This is a genomic window from Jatrophihabitans sp. (assembly GCF_046262535.1).
GTDB lineage: Bacteria > Actinomycetota > Actinomycetes > Mycobacteriales > Jatrophihabitantaceae > Jatrophihabitans.
Genome location: NZ_JBHEMO010000135.1, coordinates 28,528 through 49,814 on the forward strand (window position 1 = coordinate 28,528; position 21,287 = coordinate 49,814).

23 protein-coding genes and 2 tRNA genes are annotated in these 21,287 nt (G+C 69.6%); 6 read left to right on the forward strand and 19 right to left on the reverse strand.

Annotation, left to right across the window (positions count from 1 at the left end; all coding sequences use genetic code 11):
* Nucleotides 1-66: 66 nt before the first annotated feature.
* Both serS and ABR571_RS17675 read left to right on the forward strand, forming a co-directional pair.
* Complete coding sequence (serS, locus tag ABR571_RS17670; protein ID WP_409454523.1) at nt 67-1,320, forward strand: serine--tRNA ligase; 1,254 nt, start codon at nt 67-69, stop codon at nt 1,318-1,320.
* Entirely contained in the window at nt 1,317-2,165 is an 849-nt protein-coding gene (locus ABR571_RS17675; protein WP_409454524.1) for an HAD family hydrolase, read from the forward strand. The genes serS and ABR571_RS17675 overlap by 4 nt, the downstream gene beginning before the upstream one ends.
* Here ABR571_RS17675 and ABR571_RS17680 read toward each other — a convergent pair.
* The 3 genes from ABR571_RS17680 to ABR571_RS17690 are packed head-to-tail and all read right to left on the reverse strand — an operon-like array spanning nt 2,152 to nt 5,188.
* Nucleotides 2,152-3,594, reverse strand: a complete 1,443-nt coding sequence (locus ABR571_RS17680) for an acyl-CoA synthetase (protein WP_409454525.1) — start codon at nt 3,592-3,594, stop codon at nt 2,152-2,154. The genes ABR571_RS17675 and ABR571_RS17680 overlap by 14 nt on opposite strands.
* A 6-nt stretch (nt 3,595-3,600) precedes the next feature.
* Nucleotides 3,601-4,179, reverse strand: a complete 579-nt coding sequence (locus ABR571_RS17685; protein WP_409454526.1) for a bacterial proteasome activator family protein — start codon at nt 4,177-4,179, stop codon at nt 3,601-3,603.
* A 22-nt stretch (nt 4,180-4,201) separates the two neighbouring features.
* Nucleotides 4,202-5,188 (reverse strand): NAD(P)H-quinone oxidoreductase, encoded by a 987-nt coding sequence (locus tag ABR571_RS17690; protein WP_409454527.1) that lies wholly within the window; start codon nt 5,186-5,188, stop codon nt 4,202-4,204.
* Between the two features lie 148 nt (nt 5,189-5,336).
* Between ABR571_RS17690 and hutH the strand changes: the two genes are divergently transcribed.
* On the forward strand, nt 5,337-6,878 hold the full coding sequence (gene hutH / locus ABR571_RS17695; RefSeq protein ID WP_409454528.1) for a histidine ammonia-lyase: 1,542 nt from the start codon (nt 5,337-5,339) through the stop codon (nt 6,876-6,878).
* Here hutH and ABR571_RS17700 read toward each other — a convergent pair.
* A complete protein-coding gene (locus ABR571_RS17700; protein ID WP_409454529.1) occupies nt 6,858-7,244 on the reverse strand; it encodes a (deoxy)nucleoside triphosphate pyrophosphohydrolase in 387 nt (128 codons plus the stop codon). The genes hutH and ABR571_RS17700 overlap by 21 nt on opposite strands.
* Before the next feature lie 48 nt (nt 7,245-7,292).
* On the opposite strand from ABR571_RS17700, the gene ABR571_RS17705 reads away from it, so the two are divergent.
* Entirely contained in the window at nt 7,293-7,874 is a 582-nt protein-coding gene (locus ABR571_RS17705; RefSeq protein ID WP_409454547.1) for an HhH-GPD-type base excision DNA repair protein, read from the forward strand.
* A 3-nt stretch (nt 7,875-7,877) separates the two neighbouring features.
* Here ABR571_RS17705 and ABR571_RS17710 read toward each other — a convergent pair whose 3' ends face one another.
* The 4 genes from ABR571_RS17710 to ABR571_RS17725 are packed head-to-tail and all read right to left on the reverse strand — an operon-like array spanning nt 7,878 to nt 10,267.
* Nucleotides 7,878-8,534, reverse strand: coding sequence for an aminodeoxychorismate/anthranilate synthase component II (locus ABR571_RS17710; protein ID WP_409454530.1), 657 nt, complete (start codon nt 8,532-8,534; stop codon nt 7,878-7,880).
* Nucleotides 8,531-8,692, reverse strand: coding sequence for a hypothetical protein (locus ABR571_RS17715; protein ID WP_409454531.1), 162 nt, complete (start codon nt 8,690-8,692; stop codon nt 8,531-8,533). Before ABR571_RS17715 ends, ABR571_RS17710 begins: the two co-directional genes overlap by 4 nt.
* A complete protein-coding gene (locus ABR571_RS17720; protein WP_409454532.1) occupies nt 8,692-9,525 on the reverse strand; it encodes a class E sortase in 834 nt (277 codons plus the stop codon). The genes ABR571_RS17715 and ABR571_RS17720 overlap by 1 nt, the downstream gene beginning before the upstream one ends.
* A gap of 10 nt (nt 9,526-9,535) precedes the next feature.
* The gene (locus tag ABR571_RS17725) at nt 9,536-10,267 is read right to left on the reverse strand and encodes a DUF881 domain-containing protein (protein ID WP_409454533.1); all 732 of its coding nucleotides are present in this window, start codon (nt 10,265-10,267) and stop codon (nt 9,536-9,538) included.
* A gap of 119 nt (nt 10,268-10,386) precedes the next feature.
* On the opposite strand from ABR571_RS17725, the gene ABR571_RS17730 reads away from it, so the two are divergent.
* Nucleotides 10,387-10,659 carry a cell division protein CrgA gene (locus ABR571_RS17730; RefSeq protein ID WP_409454534.1) on the forward strand — a complete coding sequence of 91 codons (273 nt, stop codon included), beginning with the start codon at nt 10,387-10,389 and terminating at the stop codon, nt 10,657-10,659.
* A gap of 147 nt (nt 10,660-10,806) precedes the next feature.
* Nucleotides 10,807-11,265 carry a PH domain-containing protein gene (locus ABR571_RS17735; RefSeq protein ID WP_409454535.1) on the forward strand — a complete coding sequence of 153 codons (459 nt, stop codon included), beginning with the start codon at nt 10,807-10,809 and terminating at the stop codon, nt 11,263-11,265.
* Between the two features lie 22 nt (nt 11,266-11,287).
* Here the strand turns inward: ABR571_RS17735 and ABR571_RS17740 are convergent, their stop codons facing one another.
* The 11 genes from ABR571_RS17740 to ABR571_RS17790 form a co-directional block, all read right to left on the reverse strand.
* Nucleotides 11,288-12,148, reverse strand: a complete 861-nt coding sequence (locus ABR571_RS17740; protein ID WP_409454536.1) for a rhomboid family intramembrane serine protease — start codon at nt 12,146-12,148, stop codon at nt 11,288-11,290.
* 3 nt (nt 12,149-12,151) lie between these two features.
* Nucleotides 12,152-12,676, reverse strand: coding sequence for a peptidylprolyl isomerase (locus tag ABR571_RS17745; RefSeq protein WP_409454537.1), 525 nt, complete (start codon nt 12,674-12,676; stop codon nt 12,152-12,154).
* A 59-nt stretch (nt 12,677-12,735) separates the two neighbouring features.
* Nucleotides 12,736-13,386, reverse strand: a complete 651-nt coding sequence (locus tag ABR571_RS17750) for a hypothetical protein (protein WP_409454538.1) — start codon at nt 13,384-13,386, stop codon at nt 12,736-12,738.
* A gap of 21 nt (nt 13,387-13,407) precedes the next feature.
* The gene (locus tag ABR571_RS17755) at nt 13,408-14,127 is read right to left on the reverse strand and encodes a type 1 glutamine amidotransferase (RefSeq protein ID WP_409454539.1); all 720 of its coding nucleotides are present in this window, start codon (nt 14,125-14,127) and stop codon (nt 13,408-13,410) included.
* Nucleotides 14,128-14,206: 79 nt separating this feature from the next.
* Nucleotides 14,207-15,481, reverse strand: coding sequence for a MurT ligase domain-containing protein (locus ABR571_RS17760; RefSeq protein ID WP_409454540.1), 1,275 nt, complete (start codon nt 15,479-15,481; stop codon nt 14,207-14,209).
* 33 nt (nt 15,482-15,514) lie between these two features.
* On the reverse strand, nt 15,515-18,103 hold the full coding sequence (locus tag ABR571_RS17765) for a PQQ-dependent sugar dehydrogenase (protein WP_409454541.1): 2,589 nt from the start codon (nt 18,101-18,103) through the stop codon (nt 15,515-15,517).
* Nucleotides 18,104-18,255: 152 nt separating this feature from the next.
* Nucleotides 18,256-18,328: transfer RNA gene (locus ABR571_RS17770), tRNA-Ala, on the reverse strand.
* 32 nt (nt 18,329-18,360) lie between these two features.
* The gene (locus ABR571_RS17775; RefSeq protein WP_409454542.1) at nt 18,361-18,486 is read right to left on the reverse strand and encodes a DLW-39 family protein; all 126 of its coding nucleotides are present in this window, start codon (nt 18,484-18,486) and stop codon (nt 18,361-18,363) included.
* A gap of 57 nt (nt 18,487-18,543) precedes the next feature.
* Nucleotides 18,544-18,617 (reverse strand) — tRNA-Ile (locus ABR571_RS17780).
* Between the two features lie 87 nt (nt 18,618-18,704).
* A complete protein-coding gene (locus tag ABR571_RS17785; RefSeq protein ID WP_409454543.1) occupies nt 18,705-19,367 on the reverse strand; it encodes a DUF3566 domain-containing protein in 663 nt (220 codons plus the stop codon).
* Nucleotides 19,368-19,434: 67 nt separating this feature from the next.
* On the reverse strand, nt 19,435-21,287 hold a 1,853-nt coding region (locus ABR571_RS17790; protein WP_409454544.1), incomplete at its 5' end, for a DNA gyrase C-terminal beta-propeller domain-containing protein.

Below are 21,287 nucleotides of genomic sequence, written 5' to 3' on the forward strand. Positions count from 1 at the left end.
GGGCTGTGGACAACGCTCGCCGGGCAACCGGCAAGGGCACCGCGGCCCGGTCAGTAACCTGGCGAGGTGATCGACCTCAAGGTGGTGCGCGACGATCCCGACCGCGTCCGCGCCTCGCAACGCACCCGCGGCGCCGACGAGAGCCTCGTCGATGCACTGCTCGCCGCCGACGACGCGCGCCGCGCGGCGGTGGCCCGCGCCGACTCCCTGCGTGGTGAGCAGAAGAGCCTGGGCCGCGAGGTGGCCAAGGCGAGCGCCGACGACCGCCCGGCGCGGCTGACCAAGGCGCGGCACCTGGCCGACGAGGTGAAGTCCGCCGAAGTCGACCAGGCCGACGCCGACGAGGCGCTGCGCGAGGCCCACCTCGCCATCCCCAACATCGTCGAGGACGGGGTTCCCCCGGGCGGCGAGAACGACTTCGTCACGCTGGAGACGGTCGGTACCCCGCCGCAGGTCGACGACCCGAAGGACCACGTCGAGATCGGCGCCGCTCTCAAGGCGATCGACACCGAACGGGGCGCCAAGGTCAGCGGCGCACGGTTCTACTTCCTCACCGGCATCGGCGCCCAGCTCGAGTTCGCGCTCACCAACCTGGCCATGGCCCAGGCAACCGGAGCCGGCTTCGTGCCCGTCATCGCGCCGGCGCTCGTGAAGCCCGAGATCATGCAGGGGACCGGTTTCCTCGGCGCGCACGACGCCGAGGTGTACCGCCTGGCCAACGACGATCTGTACCTCGTGGGGACGTCAGAGGTCGCGCTCGCGGGTTACCACTCCGGCGAGATCCTCGAAGAGCTGCCGTTGCGCTACGCCGGGTTCTCCAGCTGTTTCCGACGTGAGGCCGGCTCGTACGGCAAGGACACCAAGGGCATCATCCGCGTCCATTGGTTCGACAAGGTCGAGATGTTCTCCTACGTCGGCGTGGACGAGGCGCGCGACGAGCACCAGCGCCTGCTCGCGTGGGAGCGCGAGTTCCTCGACAAGCTCGAGCTGGCCTACCGCGTCATCGACGTCGCGGCCGGCGACCTCGGAAGCAGCGCTGCGCGCAAGTTCGACATCGAGGCCTGGTTCCCCTCGCAGGGCGCCTACCGCGAGCTCACGTCGACGTCGAACTGCACCACCTTTCAGTCGCGTCGGCTCAACATCCGCACCCGCGGAGACAAAGGCAACGAGCCGGTCGCCACGCTCAACGGCACGCTGTGCGCGATCGCCCGCACCATCGCCTGCCTCCTCGACCACCACCAGCAACCGAACGGCTCGGTCTACGTCCCGGCGGCCCTGCGTCCCTATCTCGGCGGCCGCGAGGTGCTGACGCCCGCATGACCGTCCCTCGCGAGTACCCGCGCGGTATCAAGCTCGTCGCCACCGACCTGGACGGAACGCTGCTGCACTCCGACGGTTCGGTTTCCGACCGCAGCCGGTCCGCCCTGAAGGCGGCGGCCGACGCCGGGCTCCTCGTCGTCTTCGTCACCGGCCGGCCACCGCGTTGGCTCGACGTCCTGGTGGACGAGACGGGCTACGTCGGCGTCGCCGTGGGCGCGAACGGCGCCGTTCTCTACGACATGACGACCGAGGAGGTCATCACTGCGCGCACGCTCGACCAGGCGTTGATGGCCGAGCTCGGCGCCGCCGTGCGGGCCGAGTTCCCTCGCGTCCAGTTTGCCGTCGAGTACGGCAACGGCTTCGCCGCCGAACCCGGCTACGTGCACGATTGGCAGATCAACCCGCCCTACGACCGTCGCGGTGTGGCCCTGGCCCGGCCCCGTGTCGGCGAGCTGGACGAGATCCTCACCGAACCGGCCATGAAGCTTCTGGCCAAGGACCGCGAGGTCGACGCCGATCTGTTCCTGAACGCGGTCACGGCGCTGGTGGGGGACCGGGCGACGATCACCCATTCGTCGTCCTTCGGCCTGCTCGAGATCTCGGCTCCGGGCGTCACCAAGGCGACCGGGCTGGCCGATGTCGCCGACCGGCACGGCGTCGGCCCGCACCAGGTTGCCGCGATCGGCGACATGCCCAACGACCTCCCGATGCTGCAGTGGGCCGGCCACTCCTACGCCGTCGCCAATGCCCACCCGTCGGTGATCGAGGTCGCCGACGAGGTGGTCGACAGCAACGACGACGACGCCGTCGCGCAGCTCATCGAGGGCCTGCTCAACCTCCAGTAGGCGGGGCGAGCGCGGCCCGCCGGATCTTGCCGCTCGTCGTCTTGGGGAGGTCGTCGAGGAACCAGATGCGGCGCGGGTACTTGTAGGGCGCCGTCTCCGACCGGACGTAGCGCTGCAGCTCGGCCACCAGCTCGTCGCCGGCGGAGAAGCCTTCCTTCAACACCACCGCGGCGCCGACCACCTGGCCGCGCGACTCATCGGGCACGCCGAGCACCGCGCACTCACGCACGGCCGGATGTCCCATGAGCGTCGACTCGACCTCGGCCGGTCCGATGCGGTAGCCCGAGCTGATGATCACGTCGTCGGCCCGCGCCTCGAAGAACAGCCACCCGTCGTCGTCCTGTCGGACCTGATCGCCGGTGCGCCACATACCCGGAGGTACGGATGTGCCGTCGTAGCCGAGAAAGAAGGTGGGGACGGTGCCCGGATCGACGACCAGCTCGCCGTCGACGACCGACGCGACGATGCCCGGCAACGGCCGCCCCATCGAGCCGGGCGGCGCGGTCTCACCAGGACGCACGCCGGTCACCTGACCGGTCTCGGTCTGCCCGTAGCCGTCCGAGATCTCCAGACCGGTCTGCGCGCGCCACGCCGCGAACGCCGGCACGCCCAGCGCCTCGCCGGCCGTGATCGCGCGCCGCAGTGACGGCAGTGCGCCGATCCGCCCGTGCGCCGCGATGAGCCGGTATTCCGTCGGCGCCATGCAGAGCACCTGCACACCTTCGTTCCGGATCGTCTCCAGCCGGCGCACGGGGTCGAAGCGTTCGTCCTGCAACAGCGCCGCCGCGCCGGCGAACCACGGCGCGATGAACGAGTTGCGGGCGGACTTCGACCAGCCCGGCGCGGCCGTCGACCACACCAGCTCGCCCGGCTGCGCGGCCATCCACTCGCTCGCCTGCAAGCGCTGCCCCCACACGTAGCGCTGGCCGTGCGTCACCAGCTTCGGCTCGCCGCTCGTCCCCGAGGTGAACAGGACGAAGGCCGGGTCGAGCTCGCTGAGGTTAACGGCATCGGGCAGCTCCCCGCCGGCCAGCAACGACTCGTCCGGGAAGGTCAACACCGGGCACGCCGGCGTCGCCGCGTCCAGAACCGCCCGGTTGCGTTCGTCGCAGAGCACCAGGGACGGACGGGCGCGCTGCAACCGCAGCGCGACATCCTTGGGGCGTAGTTGTTCGCTGCACGGCAGGGTCGCGACGCCGATCCGCAGTCCGGCCAGGACCGCGAGCACGTACTCGATGCGGTTGCCGACCAGTGTCAGCACGGTGGACCCGCGCTGCGCGCCGTGCGCGAGGTAGGCGGCGGCCAACGAGCCGGACGCCTCGACCAACTCGCCGAACGTCCATTCGCGGCGCTGTCCGGCCGCCGAGAGCGTGATGACCGCCAGGTCGTTCGCCGGACGGGCGGCGACGACGTCCCGGACGAAGTTCACCGACCGCTACAGGTACTGACCGGTGCCGCGGCCCCCGGGCTCCTCCTCGTCGCCGGACGACGGCGTGAGCCGCACGCCGGGCGGCATGATCATCTGACCGCCCGGCCCGACGATGACCGGCTGCCCATCGGAGTGGCCACCGGGCAGAGCCCGCCGCCGCATCTCCTCGAGCTGGGCCCGGGCGGCCATCTGCTGGGCGAACAGCGCCGTCTGGATGCCGTGGAAGAGACCCTCGAGCCAGCCGACCAGCTGGGCCTGCGCCACGCGCAGCTCCGCCTCGGAAGGGACGTCCCCGCCGAACGGGATGGTCAGTCGCTCGAGTTCCTCGCGCAGCTCCGGCGCGAGGCCCTCTTCGAGCTCGCGGATCGACGACTCGTGGATCTCGCGCAGGCGGGCGCGACCGGCCTCGTCGAGCGGAGCCTGGCGGACCTCTTCCAGCAGTTGCTTGATCATCGTGCCGATCCGCATCACCTTCGCCGGCTGCTCGACCTGCCCGGCGATCGACTCGCCGTCGTCACGGGCCTCGACGAGCTCCTGGGACGGACTCTCGGCGGACGTTTCGCTGTCTTCGATCGGCGCGCTCATCCGTCCAGTCTGCCCGTTCGGCTCAGCGGACGCGCAGGAGCACCTTGCCGATGTGCTCGCTGGACTCGACCAACCGATGCGCCTCGCCGGCGTCGTCCAGGGTGAGGATGCGGTCGATGATCGGTCGCACCGTTCCCGACTCGATCATCGGCCAGACATTCGCGTGCGTCTCGGAGACGACAGCGGCCTTCTGCGCCGGCGGACGGCCACGCAGGCCGGCGGCGTGAACGGTGGCCCGCTTGGCCAGCAGGGCGCCGAGGTTGAGTTCACCCTTCGTGCCGCCCTGCAGTCCGAGAACGATCAACCGGCCGCCGACGGCCAGCGAGTCGAGGTTGCGCTCGAGATACGCCGCGCCCATGTTGTCGAGGATGACGTCGACGCCGTGGCCTCCGGTCTCGGCCCTGATCCGCTCGTCGAAGACCTCTTCGCGGTAGTTGATGGCGACGTCGGCCCCCAGGCTGCGGCAGAAGCCGACCTTGCGCGGGGTGCCGGCCGTTGCGAACACGGCGGCGCCGCGGCCGTGGGCGATCTGGATGGCGATCGTCCCGATTCCACTCGTCCCACCGTGCACGAGGAACCGCTCGCCGCCCTGCAGCCGGCCGGCCTCGGCCCCGAAGGCCATCGACCACACGGTGCAGGTCGCCTCGGGCAGCGCCGCGGCATCTACCAGGGCGACGTTGTGCGGCACCGGCAGCAATTGCCCGACCGGCACGGCTACCTTCTCCGCGTAGCCGCCGCCGGACAGCAACGCACAGACTTGGTCGCCCACGCTCCAACCGGCCACCGCGTCGCCGACGGCGGCGATGGTGCCCGAACACTCCATGCCGAGGTAGGGCGACGCGCCCTTGGGCGGCGGGTAGTTGCCCTGGCGCTGCAGCAGGTCGGCGCGGTTGAGCGCGGTCGCCGCGACGTCGATGACCACCTCGTCGGATTTCGGCGACGGGTCGGACACCTCTTGGACCTCGAGTACCTCGGGGCCGCCCGGTTCGGTGATGACGACTGCGCGCATGTTCCGACCGTAGCGTTGGCGCCGGGGCAGCGAGCGTCGCGGTGTGTCCCGACGCTGCGCGGCCACGACGGCCTCGCGCGGCGTCCGGGATCCCAGACACGGCAGACGGCCACTGGCCGCGGCGGCACGTGAGCGGCACAGTGACGCCATGGAGCGCATCACAGTCGGAACCGGCCCGCTGACCGAAACGGATGTCGTCGCCGTGGCCCGGCATGGCGCCGGGGTACAGCTGAGCCCGGCCGCGACCGACGCGATCACGGCCTCACGCGCCGTCGTCGAAAGCCTCGCCGACGACATCGAGCCGCACTACGGCATCTCGACCGGCTTCGGCGCGCTGGCCACCAAACACATCCCACTCGAGCAGCGCGCGCAGTTGCAGCGCTCACTGATCCGGTCGCACGCCGCCGGCAGCGGCCCGGAGGTCGAACGCGAGGTCGTCCGGGCGCTGATGCTGCTGCGGCTGTCCACCCTCGCCACGGGTCGCACCGGCATCCGGCTTGAGACCGCCACCGCGCTCGCCGGCCTGCTCGACGCCGGCATCACCCCGGTCGTGCACGAGTACGGCTCGCTCGGCTGCTCGGGCGACCTCGCGCCCTTGGCGCACGTTGCGCTGGCGCTGCTGGGCGAGGGGACGGCGCACGGGCCGACCGGCGAGCTCGTTTTCGCCGCCGACGCGCTGTCCGCGCACGGCATCGCGCCGGTCCAACTGCGCGAGAAGGAGGGCCTCGCGCTCATCAACGGCACGGACGGCATGCTGGGCCAGCTGCTGCTGGCGTGCACCGACCTCGACCTCCTGCTGCGCACCGCCGACCTCACCGCCGCAATGAGCGTCGAGGCGATGCTCGGCACCGCGGCCGTGTTCGCTGCCGACCTGCACGCCCTCCGCCCGCAGGTCGGGCAGGCCGTCGCCGCAGCCAACATGCGGGCCCTGCTGACCGGCTCACCGATCGTGGCATCGCACGCCGGCCCGGACTGTGTGTATGTCCAGGATGCGTACTCGATGCGCTGTGCTCCTCAGGTGGCCGGCGCCGCGCGGGACACCCTTGCCCATGCCCGGACGGTGGCCGGCTACGAACTCGCGTCGGCTGTCGACAACCCCGTCGTCACGCTGGACGGGCGGGTCGAGTCGAACGGCAACTTCCACGGCGCGCCGGTCGGTTACGTGCTCGACTTCCTCGCCATCCCGGCCGCGGACGTGGCGAGCATGAGCGAGCGACGGACGGACCGGATGCTCGACGTCAACCGCTCGCGTGGCCTGCCGCCGTTCCTCGCCGACGACCCGGGCGTCGACTCCGGACACATGATTGCGCAGTACACCCAGGCCGCTCTCGTCTCCGAGCTGAAGCGGCTGGCCGCACCCGCCAGCGTCGACTCCATCCCGTCGAGCGCGATGCAGGAGGACCACGTCTCGATGGGCTGGTCGGCCGCGCGGAAACTGCGCCGCAGCGTCGACGCCCTGACCCGGGTGCTGGCGATCGAGCTGCTCACCGCGGCTCGCGCCCTCGATCTGCGCGCGCCGCTGCAACCAGGGCCGGCGACCGGCGCGGTGGTCGCGGCCTTGCGCCACCACGTCGACGGGCCCGGCACCGACCGGTTCCTCGCGCCGGAGATCGAAGCCGCCGTCGGGTTCGTCCGCTCCGGGGCGGCCGTCCGGGCCGCCGACTCGGCACTATCCGCCCGGCTCGCGTAGCAGCGCAGCGACTGCGGGCACCAGCTCCCGATCGATCGGCAACCACGCCACGGCGTCTAGCTCGTCAGGACGCGACCAGGACAGCTCGTCGTGGTCCCCACCGGCCACCGGCTCGCCGTCGCGCAACGTCGCGGCATGGAGGACGAGGTCGATGCGCTGATCCGACGCCGTCCCGAGGTGCGCACCGACCGCGATCCGCACGCCGAGCTCCTCGGCGCACTCGCGCACGAGCGCCTCTTCGTCGGACTCACCGTGCTCGATCTTGCCGCCCGGGAACTCCCAACCACCGGCCAACGCGGCCGGCTTCGACCGCCGAGCCACCAGCACCTGTCCGTCCCGCACGATCGCCGCCGCCACAACCCGCACCGCACCATGGTCGCGCCCCATGCGGCGAGCTAGGGGATGATTCAGCCCATGGGCTTCCACATCACCGACGATCCGGCGGCGGATGCCGTTCTCGACGAGCACCCGCTCGCGCTCGTCATCGGCATGCAACTCGACCAGCAGTATCCGATCGAGCACGCGTTCCGGGGCGGCTGGAAGATCTTCTCGCGGTTCGGCTCGCTGGATCCGGCGGCCATCGCGGCTGCCGATCCGAACGAGTTCAAGGCGCTGTGCACCGTCCCGCCGGCGATCCATCGGTTCCCCGGTGCCAAGGCCGCCCAGGTGCAGGAGCTGGCGCGGCTCGTGGTGGGCAAGTACGACTGCGACGTCACCCGGTTGTGGACGGATGCGAAGACCGGCGCGGAACTGCACAAGCGGCTCACCGAGGTGCCGGGCATCGGCGACCAGACGGCCCGGATCCTGATCGCACTCCTGGCCAAGCAAGTGGGCGTGAAGCCGACCGGTTGGAAGGCCGCCGCCGGCGACTACGCGCTCAAGGGATACCGCTCCGTGGCCGACGTGGTCGGGCCGGAGTCGCTGAGCAAGGTCCGCGAGTTCAAGCAGCACGCGAAAGCCGCCGCCAAAGCGGCCAAGGCCGCCGCGGAGGCCTGACAGTCACACCCCGGCGAAGGCGGACTGCCGCAAGGCCTCGACCTCGGCACCGAGTTCGTCGACCAGGCCGTCGTCGACGGTCGCGCCGCAGCGGCGCAGCCAATTGCCGACCATCCGGTGCCCACCCTGGGTGAGCACCGATTCGGGGTGGAACTGCACCCCCTCGATCGGAAGCGACGTGTGCCGCAGCGCCATGACGACGCCTGACGGCGTGCGGCCGGTGACGACGATCTCCGGGGGCAGTTCGTCCTCCGACACGGCGAGCGAGTGGTACCGAGTGGCGGTGAACGGACTCGGCAGCCCCGTCAGCACGCCCGAGCCGTCGTGCACGACGTCGCTGGTCTTGCCGTGCAAGAGCTCCGGCGCACGGTGTACGGGCGCACCGAACACGGCGCCGATGGCCTGATGGCCGAGACACACGCCGAACAGCGGCAGCGCGCGCTCGGCGCAGGCCGACACGAACGACATGGACGCACCGGCGTCTTCCGGAGTGCCCGGGCCAGGTGAGATCAGCACACCATCCACGTCCAGGGAGTCGAGGTCGGACGGCGTGACGGCATCGTTGCGGCGCACGATCACCTCCGCGCCCAACTGCCCGAGGTACTGCACCAGGTTGTAGACGAAGCTGTCGTAGTTGTCGACGACGAGGACTCGGGTCACTTGTTGTGCACCGTCACCTGGTTGATCGGCAGGTGCGGCTCGATCCACGGGAAGATGACGAACAGCAGCACGGCGGCGACGACCAGCACGAGCGCCAGCACCTGGGCCAACCGGGCGGCAAGAGGCCCGGGGAGATGCCGCCAGATCCATACGTACATCAGGCCTTCACCGCCTTGTAGAGGTCGCGTACCGACGCCGGCATCTTCAGATCCGGGTTGGCCACCTTCATCACCAACGCGGAGTAGACGATCATCCGGTGGGATGCCGTGAACTTCGGATGACAGGTCGTCATCGTCATCAACCGCTCGGTCGGCTTGGTGGCGGGATGATCGGGCACCGGCAGCAGCACGTTCCCGTCACTGGCCGAGACGATCTCGCGCCCGGGGATGCCGTCCGCGTCCTTCGAATTCTGCGGATTGGACCCGGCCGGGCTGCCCTTGACCTTGTAGACGTACCACCAGGATTTCGTCTCGACGATGATCGAGTCACCGGCCCGCAACTTGTCGATGTTGAGGAAGGGTTCGCCCTTGCCCACCCGGTGTCCGGCGACGGCGAAGTTGCCGACCGCCCCGGGCAACGCGGTGTGGTGATAGTGCGCCGGTCCCTTCTCCAATTCGCCGTCGGTGGGGACGACGCTGCCCTCGACGATCGTGAAGTGGAAGTCCTGACCGAGGCGCGGGATGTACAGGACGCCGATGCCGGTGCCGAGCGGGATCGTCGGATCGCTCTCGCCGGGCAACGGCAACAGCGGGTCACCCCCGCTGTCGGCCCACTCGTGGCGCAGGGCCGAGGCGACCTTCGACTGCTCGCGAGCGGCGAAGATGTTGGTGATCCACACCTCGTAGACGACGAACAACAGGACCACGAGCCCGAGGGTGATCAGCGTCTGGCCGATGCCGCGCAACACGAAGCGCACCTTGTCGCCGGTGGCCATCGGGGCCCTCGGCGGCAGGGAGCCTCTCGGCGGGTCGGTCACCGCGGCGTGTGCCATGCCCTCGTCCTCACTTGCCGGCCTTTGCGTAGTTGAGCGTTATCGACCCGGTGAAGGCCGGCAGCTCCACCTTGTCGAGCAGCTCCACCGTGTAGCCCAAGCCGTAGTAGCCCGCCGCTTCGCGGAACAGCTTGACGCCCGGCGACGCTGCCAGTCGTTCCAGCATTGTCGCTGATGGGCCTATGGCTGCAACCCGGAACGGGGGCGAGAACACCTCGCCGTTGAGCAACAGGGTGTTTCCGACGCACCGGACGGCCGACGTCGCGATCACCCGCTGGCCGGCGATCGACATCGCCTCGGCACCACCGGCCCACATCGCATTGACGACCGCCTGCAGGTCGGACTGGTGCACGACGAGCTGGTTGGGGTCGACGCTCACGCCCGGCGGCGCGCCGGGCGCGTCGTCGAGGATCACCTCGAGTCCGGGCCCGCTGACCCGCGTGAGGCCGGCCGGGGCGAGCAGCGGCGTCACCCTCGCCTGCGCGGCCGCGACGGCGGAGTCACCACGACCGGCCGCCTTGACCGTCTCGTTGACCTGCGCCTGCAACCGTTGCACCCGGGCGTCCGCGCTGCGCACGCGTTGCTCGGCCCGCCGCACGGTGTCGGCCAGGCTCGAGTTGGCGTTGCGCAGGTCCTTGCCACCGGAGTCCCGCGCACTGGCGGCGAAGCCGATTCCGGCCACCAGGCAGACGACGGGCACCAGCATCTTCCAGCGCCGGGTCGCGGCGGAGCTGTCGGGCACCGATCTCCCCTCGGACGCTGGCTTCCCCTCGGCGGAAGCTTCGCCCGCCTGCGCCGTCTACGCTAGCCGGGAACGTCCGCTCCGCCGGACCGCCAAGCATAGGAATATCGGAGAGACACGTGCCCAAGTCCAAGGTCCGCAAGAAGCCCGACGCCCCGATCCGGACGTCGGCGGCGCAGCCGTCCCGGGCGCTGGCCCCCAGCCCGTCCTGGTACCCGATCGTCATGGCCGGCGTCCTGCTGCTCGGGCTGGCCTACATGGTGCTCTACTACCTCACATCGAGCGGCAAGAACCCGCACATCCCGGTGATGGCCGACCTCAACGCATGGAACTTCGCGGTGGGCTTCGGCGTGATGCTGCTCGGGCTGGTCATGGCGGTCCGGTGGCGCTGACCGCCGCGTCCACAGCGTTGTCCACCCCTGTGATTACACGGTTGTAGTTCATCCCCAGCTGGGGAAAAGCCTGTGGACGAGCGACCGAGCCCGCGCCGCCCAAAGCCGCGCCCGACGGCCCGGCCGCGGCCGGCGCCGCCTCGCCCCGTGCCGCCGGCGGCTCGGCCGCAATTGCCGTCCCTGCCCCCCGACACGCCGGCGCCGGCGCAGGCGCGCTTCACGCCGGATCGGCGCTACACCGCCCTGGCCGCCGGCGGCGCCGTCGGCGCCCTGATCGCCGCGCTCATCACCGGCGACGCCGGCGGCCGGCTGATGCTGGGCCTGGCGGTGGTGATCCTGCTCGGCTACGTCGGCTCGGACCTGATCTTCAGCCCACGGCTGGTCGCGTCGGCCGACGGGCTGGTGGTGAACTCGCCGATGACCCGCGCCCGGCTGTCTTGGGCCGAGGTGTACGAGGTCCGGGCCGCGACGCGGATCCGGCGTGGGCTGCGCAACACCACTCTCGAGGTCGACGCCGGTCCGGTACTCGCGGTGCTGAGCCGTCGGGCGCTGGGCGCCGATCCGGTCGAGGCGGCCGAACTCGTCGAGGCGTTCCGCCCCCGCTGACCGGCGCACGGTACCCGCGATCTCACCAGGTCGCGGTCCGGACCGCCACGACGACGATTACCAGGCCCAGAACGCCGGCCAGCCCGGCGACCTGTAGACGGGTCGGCACCCGCTCGCGTGACGACGGCAGGCCGCCGAGGGCGACCCCGGCCAGCACGCCGGTGACGAAGCCGCCGATGTGCCCCCACTTCGAGATCCCGGGCACCGAGAACGTGATCACGAAGTTCAGCACCAGCGTCCCGACCAGCCACTGCAGGTCGAGCCCGATCTTGCGGACGAGGACGAGCGCGATACCGAGCAGCCCGAAGATTGCCCCGGATGCGCCGGCCGTGGCAGTCAGCCGGAAGCCCAAGGCGTAGACCGCCGCGCCACCACCCAGCGTGGACAGCAGATACACCGCCAGGAACCTCCAGCGACCGAGCTGGGTTTCCAGGAACGGCCCGACGAACGCGAGCGACACCATGTTGGCCGCGATGTGCAGCGGGCTCAGGTGCAGGAAGCCCGACGTCAGCAGTTGGTAGAACGCACCGTCGTGCACCTTCGGCGGGAACAGCTGCCACTTGACGAACCGGGCCGAACCGCTGGGGTCGCGCAGCGTCCCCGGCTTCTGCAGTCCGGTCGCCAGGTACCCCGCGATGCTCAACGCGGCCAGCGCGATCGTCACGTAGGGCGGTGACTGAATGATCCGCGCGCCGACGGTCGTGCGGGGCGCCCGCACCGTCCGCGCGCCGGCCGCGACGTCGTCCGGGCAGTGGAAGCCCACCGAGGCCGGACGCATGCAGTCGGGGCAGATCGGCCGGTCGCAGCGGACGCAGCGGATCAACGCCTCCCGGTGCGGGTGGCGGTAGCAGTGCGCGGTGACCTCGCTGCCCGTCGAGCTCATCTACTACGCGGGTTCGATCGTCACCGAGTTGATGCTGATCGGTTCGACCGGCTTGTCGCCGCGCGCCGTCTTCGTGTTGGCGATCGTGTCGACGACCGCGCGGCTGTCGGCGTCGGCCACCTCGCCGAAGATCGTGTGCTTGCGATTCAAATGCGGCGTGCGACCGACGGTGATGAAGAACTGCGATCCGTTCGTGTTCGGACCGGAGTTCGCCATGGCCAGCAGGTAGGGACGGTCGAACGAGAGCTCCGGGTGGAACTCGTCGGCGAACTTGTAACCCGGGCCGCCGTAGCCCTCACCGAGCGGGTCGCCGCCCTGGATCATGAAGCCCGGGATGACGCGGTGGAACACCGTTCCGTCGTACAGCGGGTCGTTGGTCTTGGCGCCGGTACCGGGGTGCTTCCACTCGACCGCGCCGGTGGCGAGATCGACGAAGTTCTTCACCGTCTTGGGGGCGTGGTTGCCGAACAACTCGACGCGGATGTCCCCCACCGACGTGTGCAGGGTGGCGATCTGCGTTGCGGACATACGTCTGACTCCTGCGGCTCGAGAACGGGGAGAAATCATTCTCCCACGAGGGCGCTGCCTCAGAATTTCGCGGCGATGGCCTGGCCCAGGTAGACGGCATTGCGGGACGTGTCCTTGCGCTGGGTATGGATGATCACCATGTGCTTGCCCTTGGCGAACACGAAGGCCCAGTCCCGCGCCCCGTCCTGACCGAAGAACTTCGTGCGGTAGGCGACCCCCGTCGCGCCCTTGACGAACTCGCGTTCGGGGATCGGGTTGGTGCCGCTGCGCGCGACCACCACCATGGCGTTGTACGCCTCGGTCGCGGTGGCGAAGGTGTACGGACGGATGTCAGCGGTCGCCTCGTACGGCGGGCCGATAAAGTAGAAGCGGCAGCCCACCGGCTTGTAGGCGGCCAGCACGGTGGTGCGGTAGACCCGGTCGCCCTCGATGTCGGCCAGGTTGACGCCGGTGTTCTCGTCCTGGTTCAAACCCGTCTTGATGTACGGACAGCGCCTGTCCGTCTCGCCCGTATGCGCCTTGGCGCCCGGCGGCAGCGGACGGACGGTCGCCGGCGCGGGCGCGCGGAACTTCACCACCAGGGGAGGTGTACGAGTGCTCGTCTGCGTCAAGGTGTGGGTGCTGGCCGGAGGGGTCGGACCCGGGTTGCCGTTGGACGTGCAGCCGGCCAATACCAGCACGGCGAGCAGTACCGGCAGGAGGCGCTTCACCTGCGGCAGCCTATCCGGGGCTCAGCGCGGGCGCCCGACGGCGACCCGGGCGGCGATCTCGGGCAGGGTGTCGTCCAGCGGCTCGAGGGCCGGGTTGTCCCCGCGGCGCGCGTAGGCGCGCCGCAACAACTCATCGGCGAACCGCGGGCTCTTGGCCAGCACCGGGCCGTGCAGGTAGGTGCCGAAGACGTTGCCGCGCACCGCGCCCTCGCTGCCGTCCTTGCCGTTGTTGCCGCGGCCGCTCTGCGTCGTGCCGAGCGGGCGTGCATCCGGTCCGAGAGTGGTCAGCCCGCTGTGGTTCTCGTAGCCGACGAGGCGGCCGGCGTCCGGGGTGTCGACGTAGTTGTTGCCGATGAGGCGCACGGGCTGGCCCTGAGTCGTCACGTCCAGCACGCCGACGCCCGGAATGCGCAGCCCCTCCTGCGTCACGAACTCGTGGCCGAGCATCTGGTAGGACCCGCAGATCGCGAGCATCACGACGCCGTCGTCGGCCATCGCGCGGAGCTCGGGGCCACGGGAGGTGAAGTCCTGACCGATCTCGCCCTGGGCGGCGTCCTGGCCGCCGCCACCGAGCACGATGTCGGCGTCGGTGGGCAACGGGTCGCCGACGCTGACCGGGACGACGGTTACCGGCAGGTCGCGCCACTGCAGCCGTTTGCGCAGCACCATCACGTTGCCGGTGTCGCCGTAGATGTTCATCTCGCGCGGGTACAGGTGCACGAGGGTGAGCGGCCTGGTCACGTCCGCCCCCCTCCCGCTTTGCACCTTTCAGCGCTGCAAATTGCCCGTCCCAGCAGCGCTGAAAGGTGCAAAGCGGGGGTCATGCGGCCACCTCGGCCGGGGCGCCGATGCGTTCCAGGGCGCCGTGCAGTTCCCACATCGCGGTGTAGGTGCTGAACACGACGACCCGCCCGCCGGGCGGCACCGCCGCGACGGCGGCCCGCACGGCTCTCTCGAGGTCGGGCTCGATCTCGTCCACCGCAACCTCGTCGTAGCGCAGGCGGACGGCCATGTCGGCCGCGCGGGTTCCCGACGTCGAGCGGCGGCTGGGCAGCGGGGCAAGGGCGGCGAAGTCGACGTCCCACAGCCACGAGACGTCACGGCCGTCGGCGTAGTCGTCGTTGATGGCGACGACGATCGCGTCGGGCGTTGCGGCATCGAGGGTGCGCAGCGTCTGCCTGAAGCCGGCCGGATTCTTGACCAGCTGCAGGGTGACGGGACGGCCCTCGACCATGAAGGTCTGCCCGCGCCCGAATGCGGGCGAGACCTTGGCCAACCCGGCGGCGACGGTCTCGGTGTCGAAGCCGAAGGTGAGGGCCAGCGCCGCGGCGCCGCACGCGTTCTGCGCGTTGTGCGGTCCCTCAGCCCGCAGCACCACTTCGCAATCGGTGCCGGCGATGCGCAGCGTCGCCGCCGGCCGCTCGACGGTCGGCAGCGACTGCAGCTCCACGACCGCAGGCGTCTCGGAGACGTGCACCGGGCCGCCGTAGAGCTCCTCGTCGTTGGGGAACAGTTCGCGCAACGCCGGGGCGACGCCGTAGTACGACACCGCGGCCGGGGTCTGGCCCGCGAGTGCCGCGATCCGCTCGTCGTCGCGATTGAGCACGACCGCGCCGGTGGTCGCCGCCGCCACCTTGCCGAGCAGGCGGGCCGTCGTGTCGATCTCGCCGAACCGGTCCAGTTGGTCACGCATGACGTTCAACAGCAGCGCTCGTCGGGGCTGCACCCGTTCGACGAAGCGGACGGCCCACGCCTCGTCGAGCTCGAAGACCGCGACGTCATACGGCAGTCGCCCCGACCACGACGCGTGCTCGACGGTGGCGGTGATTGCGCCGCGGACGAAGTTCGAGCCGGTGTCGTTGGTCAGGACGCGCAGGCGTTCGCCGAGCAGCGTGGCCACCATCTTCGTCGTCGTCGTCTTGCCGTTGGTGCCCGAGACGACGACGACGCCCTCGGGCAGCCGGGCCATCGCGTGGGCCAGATAGCGGGGAAACACCTTCTCGACCACGAGGCCCGGCAACGCGTTCCCGCGCCGGCCGATCGTCCGCAGCGCCAGCAGGGTGAGCTTGCCCAGCCACACCGCCGCCACGTTCATGACGCCAACGGTAACGCCGCGGACGAGCGACCCTCAGCAGACGTAGGTGATGACGTGCGTATCCGTGTGGTAGGTGATGTTGCCGTGGACGAACTGGTTGCGGCGGCCGTTGGTGATCGAATACTCGTCCGTGGTCGGATACCCGAGGCAGGACCGCACCGTCCCCAATGACTGGTACTTCGACAAGATCGCTCCGTACACCAGATGGGAGCCGGTCGCCGAGGACCAGTAGATGCTGCGCCCCGGGCTGAACAAGTCGTAGTACCCGCCCGTCGTCGCGCTCAAGTCCATCGTCGGCAGGCCGTACCCGGTCGGGCCGCCGGCCGCCAGATACTTGGTGAGAATCGCTCCGTTGATCCAATGGGCGCCGTAGGTAGCCGACCAGTAGATGCGGGCCTTGGTGAAGTACTGCCCCGATCCGCCGGTCACCGCGACCTGGTCGTTGGTGGGGAAGCCGGACTTCGCGAGGCCGCCGACGGCGCCGAACTTCGTGAAGATCGCCCCGTACAGCGCGTGGGCACCCGTCGCGCTGCTCCAGTAGATGCGCCCGCGGGTGTAATCGCGGGCTCGTCCACCGACGACGGGGTACTCAGGACCCGTGGCAGCCCCGACCACGGACGTGGCGCCGCCGAGGGCCGCGTACTTGAGGTCGATCGGCGAGTCGTAGCGGGCCGTGAGAGTCACATCGGTGGCGGGCATCGTGAACGCGTGTTCCGCGGCGCCGCCGTCACTCCAGCTGTGGAACGTCAGGATGCCTGAACTCGGCGGTGCGTTGACGATGACCTGCGATCCGACGACGGCCTGCTGAGAGGCGGAGATGATGCCGTTGATCGCCACCGCCACCGGGCTGTTGACCGCGACCGTGCGCAGAGTCGGGTCGGCCTCGTAACTGGCGCTCGCCGTCGCTCCCTTGCTGTCCGTCGCACTCACCGTGATGACCATGACGGTGTCGGCGCCGTGGTCGGTGAACGGCTCGCTGTAATTCGGCCCCGTCACGGTGTCACCGGGATGCACGTGGCAGCTGCCGGCGAACGGACAGTGCAGCAAGTAGGTGAACCAGCTGACGGGGAGGGGGCCGTCCTCGGGATCGGTGGCCGATGCGCTGAGCTTCACAAGTCCGCCGACCTGATACGTAGTGGGCGGCGGCGGGGTGAAGTTGAGGACCGGGGTGAAGTTGGCCGGGTACACGGTGGCTGTCGCGCTGTCCTGGGCGCCGAGTTGATCGCGCACCGTCAGCGTGACGACTGCCTGAGCGGGACTGCCGTACACGTGCCGTGCCGTCACGCCGGTTGCCGGCGACGAACCGTCCCCGAAGTCCCAGCGGTAGGTGAGCGCGTCACCGTCGAGGTCATAGCTGGAGCTGGCGTCGAAGCTGACCGTGCGGGTGGCTGCGTCGGTTGTGGAGGTGAACTGAGCGGTGGGCGGCCGGTTGCCTGCCGTGTACACAAGCCGCTCGATGTTGCCCGCGACGAGGTCTGCGTAGGTGACGTCGCCGTTCGGGCCGGCGTGGAACGCGACGGGGCCGCCGATGTCCGTGGCGAAGCCCGCGGCCTCCGGCGCCCGCGTCAGCGCCCCGTTCGTGTCGGTGGCCAACGTCCACAGCTCGTGACGGACGTAGTCGCCGTAGAAGAACGAATTGAGGTACGTGCTGGGGTAGACCGTGCCGGTGTAGTGCATGCCCCCGACGACCGCTGCACCCGCGCCGGCATGCGGGTACTCCGTGATCGGCGGTACCGCCGAGCCGGCAGAGTACAGCGCGACGCATCGGGCGTCTGTCGCGAAGTAGGTGTTCTGTTCAGCGCCCTCGTAGCAGGGCCAGCCCCCGTTCATACCGGCCCGGACCGTGTCGACCTCCTCGGTCGTGTACCACCCGACGTCGCCGAGGTGCGGGACGCCCGAGCGCGGGTCGAGGTCGAAGCGGAACGGGTTGCGGAAGCCGTAGGCGTAGACGAGGCTGCGCCACGACTTGGGCGCGCTCGCGGAGTAGAACGGATTGCTCGGCACGGCGGTGCCGTCGGCGTTGAAGTGCAGCATCTTTCCGTACGGCTGATCCAGGTCCTGGGCCCGGAACGTCTTCGGGTCACCGTTGTTGCCCGCGTTGTCGCCGATCGTCAGGAAAAGGGTGTCATCAGGCGCGACGACGACCGAGTCGATCGAGTGGGTGGTGCCGCTCTCGAGCAACTGGGGGCTCGTCGTGCTGCCGTCGATGATCTTCGAGGTGAAGGTGAAGGACGTGGGCGCGCTCGCCGGCGAGGCGGTCCATACCTCGACCATCCCGAACCCGGTCGTCGCCGGGTCGCCTTTGTCGTAGGAGACGTAGACGTGTCCGGTCGTGGCGTAGTCGTTGGCCGGGGCGAACCCCAGCATGCCGTGGTCACCGGTGGCCCGGACTCCTGGCACTTTCGCGATCACCTGCGGCGTTCCGCCAGGGGGCACATGGGTGACGGTGCCGTCCTTGCCGCTCGTCAGCAGGCCGCCGTCAGGCAGCCAGGCGTAGTTCGTGAGGTTGTAAGCCGCTTGGCCGGTCGGATAGGTCACGAGTTGGAACCCGGCCGGCAAGCTCGGTACGGCCGAGGACGACGCAGTGGCCGCGCCCACCAGCGTGGCTGCAGTGAGTGTCACGACCGCGGTTGCCGCGATTCGTCGCATGAATCCCCCGATTGATGCAGCCTTGATCGAATACGGGGGGAGGATGACACGGATCGCCGGATGTGCCCAATCGAGATCTGGAGGCTGTGAAGCCCGACGATCCGACGCGCGGGGCCTTCAGTCTGTGGAGACGAGGGGAATCGAACCCCTAACCCCCGCCTTGCAAAGGCGGTGCTCTGCCAATTGAGCTACGTCCCCCAGCGACGGAACTGACAAGTCAGCCCGCTTCTTCACTTCGATGCGTCGGAGGTGGCCTCCCGCCAGAGCGCCGCCGCGTCGGCTTGCGCCTGACGCCGGCGCGCTGCCACGGCGGCGATCGCCGTTGCTATTGCGGCGAGCAGTACCGGCTTCCTCATCCGCACCTCCTCGTCGCTGCGCGCCGGGCCGAGCGGGCTCGTCGCTGCGTCGTGCAGTGGGCCTGGGAGGACTTGAACCTCCGGCCTCATCCTTATCAGGGATGCGCTCTAACCGTCTGAGCTACAGGCCCGCAAACGCGAACGGCCAGCATATCGGGCGCTTAACACGCCCTCCAAACCGGTATCGCCACTACTCCGGAGCAAACCGCTGGTTCGCGTCACCGCTCCGAGAGTGTGATTTCAATGCCTCCGACGAGGTCGGCGCAGAGGTTGTAGACCACCGAACCGACCGTCGAGAGGGCGATGAACAGCACGATGTTCACCACTCCGATGATCGCGGCGCCGCCGAAGACGACGCCGGCAGTGACCGGCGCCTTGGCATTGCCGCCCTGCACGGTCGTGTAGGCGTCGTTGATCTTGCCGACCACTCCGGCGGCGTCGAGCACTCCGAAGAGGATGCCGACGACGATCAGCCAGACGAAGAACAGCGCGATCGACAGGACGCACGAGAACTTCAGCACGGTCCACGGATTCACATGGCGCAACTGGAGCCGCGCCCGTCGCGGGCCGCGGGCGCGGGTCGCTCGACCGGCACGGTTCTGGTCCGCCGCCGCGGGCGGTGGAGGTGGCGGCGGAACAGCGCCCTGGTGCGTGGCGGCCGCCGTGCCCTGTACGAGCGGGACGTTGGCCGTCGGGGCGTCGGCGTGCGCGTGCTCGACCGGGTGGGCCGACCACGTCGGCGTTCCCTGCGCATGCTGGTCGGCCCCATAGGTCGACGAGCCGGGGACCGTCGAGGTCGAGCCCCACGGAGTCGAGGTCGTCGGTGTCGAGGGCGACGGACCGCTCGAGCCGGCAGAGCCGCCGGGGCTCGATTGCGTCATGTCACTCCGTCCTCACGCGCGGTGCGCGCTCCGTGTCGCTCCGCCGGCCTTCGGCCCGCGGCCCTGCTCAGTCCTGCTCGTCCGGTTCATCGGCGTTTCGGGCAATGGCAACGAGGTTGACGCCGTCGGGAAGGTTCATCAGGCGCACACCCATCGTCTGTCGTTGGGCTCTGCGAACCTCCGCCGACTTGGTACGGATCACCACTCCGTCAGAAGTGATGGCGTAGATCTCATCCTTCGGGACCACCACCATCGCTCCGACGAGGCCGCCCCGAGTGGAGACGATACGCGCCGTAAGTACCCCCTTGCCGCCTCGTCCTTGTATCGGATACTCGCCTACCCGTGTGCGCTTGGCGTATCCCCCCTCAGTGGCAACCAAGATTTCGGCATCCTCGTCACGGACCACGGCCATGGCCAGGAGTTCGTCCCCGGAGTTGAACCGCATCCCGAACACGCCGGACGTGGCCCGGCCCATCGGCCGCAGCGCGTCGTCGTCCGCGGTGAACCGGATGGACATCGCCTTGCGGCTGACCAGGAGCAGGTCGTCGGTCCCGGAGATCAGCGCGGCGTCGATCAGCTCATCGTCGTCGCGCAGGTTGATGGCGATCAAGCCACCCGTGCGGTTCGAGTCGAAGTCGGTGAGCTTCGTCTTCTTGACCAGGCCGTGCTTGGTGGCCAGGACGAGGTACGGAGCGACGTCGTAGTTCTTCAGCGTGATGACCTGGGCGATCGCCTCGTCGGGCTGGAAGGCCAGCAGGTTGGCGACGTGCTGGCCGCGCGCGTTGCGGTTGGCCTCCGGCAGCTCGTACGCCTTGGCTCGATAGACCCGTCCCTTGTTGGTGAAGAACAGGATCCAGTCGTGGGTGGACGTGACGAAGAAGTGCTCGACGATGTCGTCGGTGCGCAGGTTCGCGCCCTGCACGCCCTTGCCGCCGCGGCGCTGGGCCCGGTACAGGTCGGTCTTCGTCCGCTTCGCGTAACCGGTGCGCGTGATCGTGACGACCACGTCTTCCTGCGCGATGAGGTCTTCCATCGAGACATCGCCGTCGTGCGGAATCAGCCGGGTGCGCCGCTCGTCGCCGTACTTGTCGACGATCTCGGTCAGCTCGTCGCGGATGATGCTGCGCTGCCGGCCCGGCTTGGCCAGGATGTCGGTCAGATCGGCGATCTTGGCTTCGATCTCCGCGGCCTCCTCGATGATCCGGTTGCGCTCCAGCGCGGCCAGTCGCCGCAGCTGCAGGTCGAGGATCGCCGTGGCCTGCAGCTCGTCGATCTCGAGCAGAGCCATCAGGCCGGCCTTCGACTCCTCGGCCGAGGGGGCGCTGCGGATGAGGGCGATGACGGCGTCGAGCTGGTCGAGCGCCTTGAGCAGGGCACGCAGGATGTGCGCGCGTTCCTCGGCCTTGCGCAGCCGGAATCGGGTGCGCCGGACGATGACCTCGACCTGGTGCTCGACGTAGTGCGAGACGAACTGGTCGATGCGCAGCGTGCGGGGGACGCCGTCGACGATCGCCAGCATGTTGGCGCCGAAGGTCGTCTGCAGCTGGGTGTGCTTGAACAGGTTGTTGAGCACGACCTTGGCGACGCCGTCGCGGCTCAGGGTGATGACGATCCGCATGCCGATGCGGTCGGAGCTCTCGTTGTGGATGGCCCGGATCCCGGAGATCCTGCCGTCCTTGACCAGCTGCGCGATCGACTCGACGAGGTTGTCGGGATTCACCTGGTAGGGCAGCTCGGTGACGACCAGGATCGTCGCGCCCTTCTGGTCCTCCTCCACCTCGACCACGGCCCGCATGCGGATCGAGCCGCGGCCGGTGCGGTAGGCCTCCTCGATCCCGTCGCGGCCGACGATCAGGCCGCGGGTGGGGAAGTCCGGACCCTGAATCAGTTCGATCAGCTTCTCGAGCAGTTCCTCCTCGG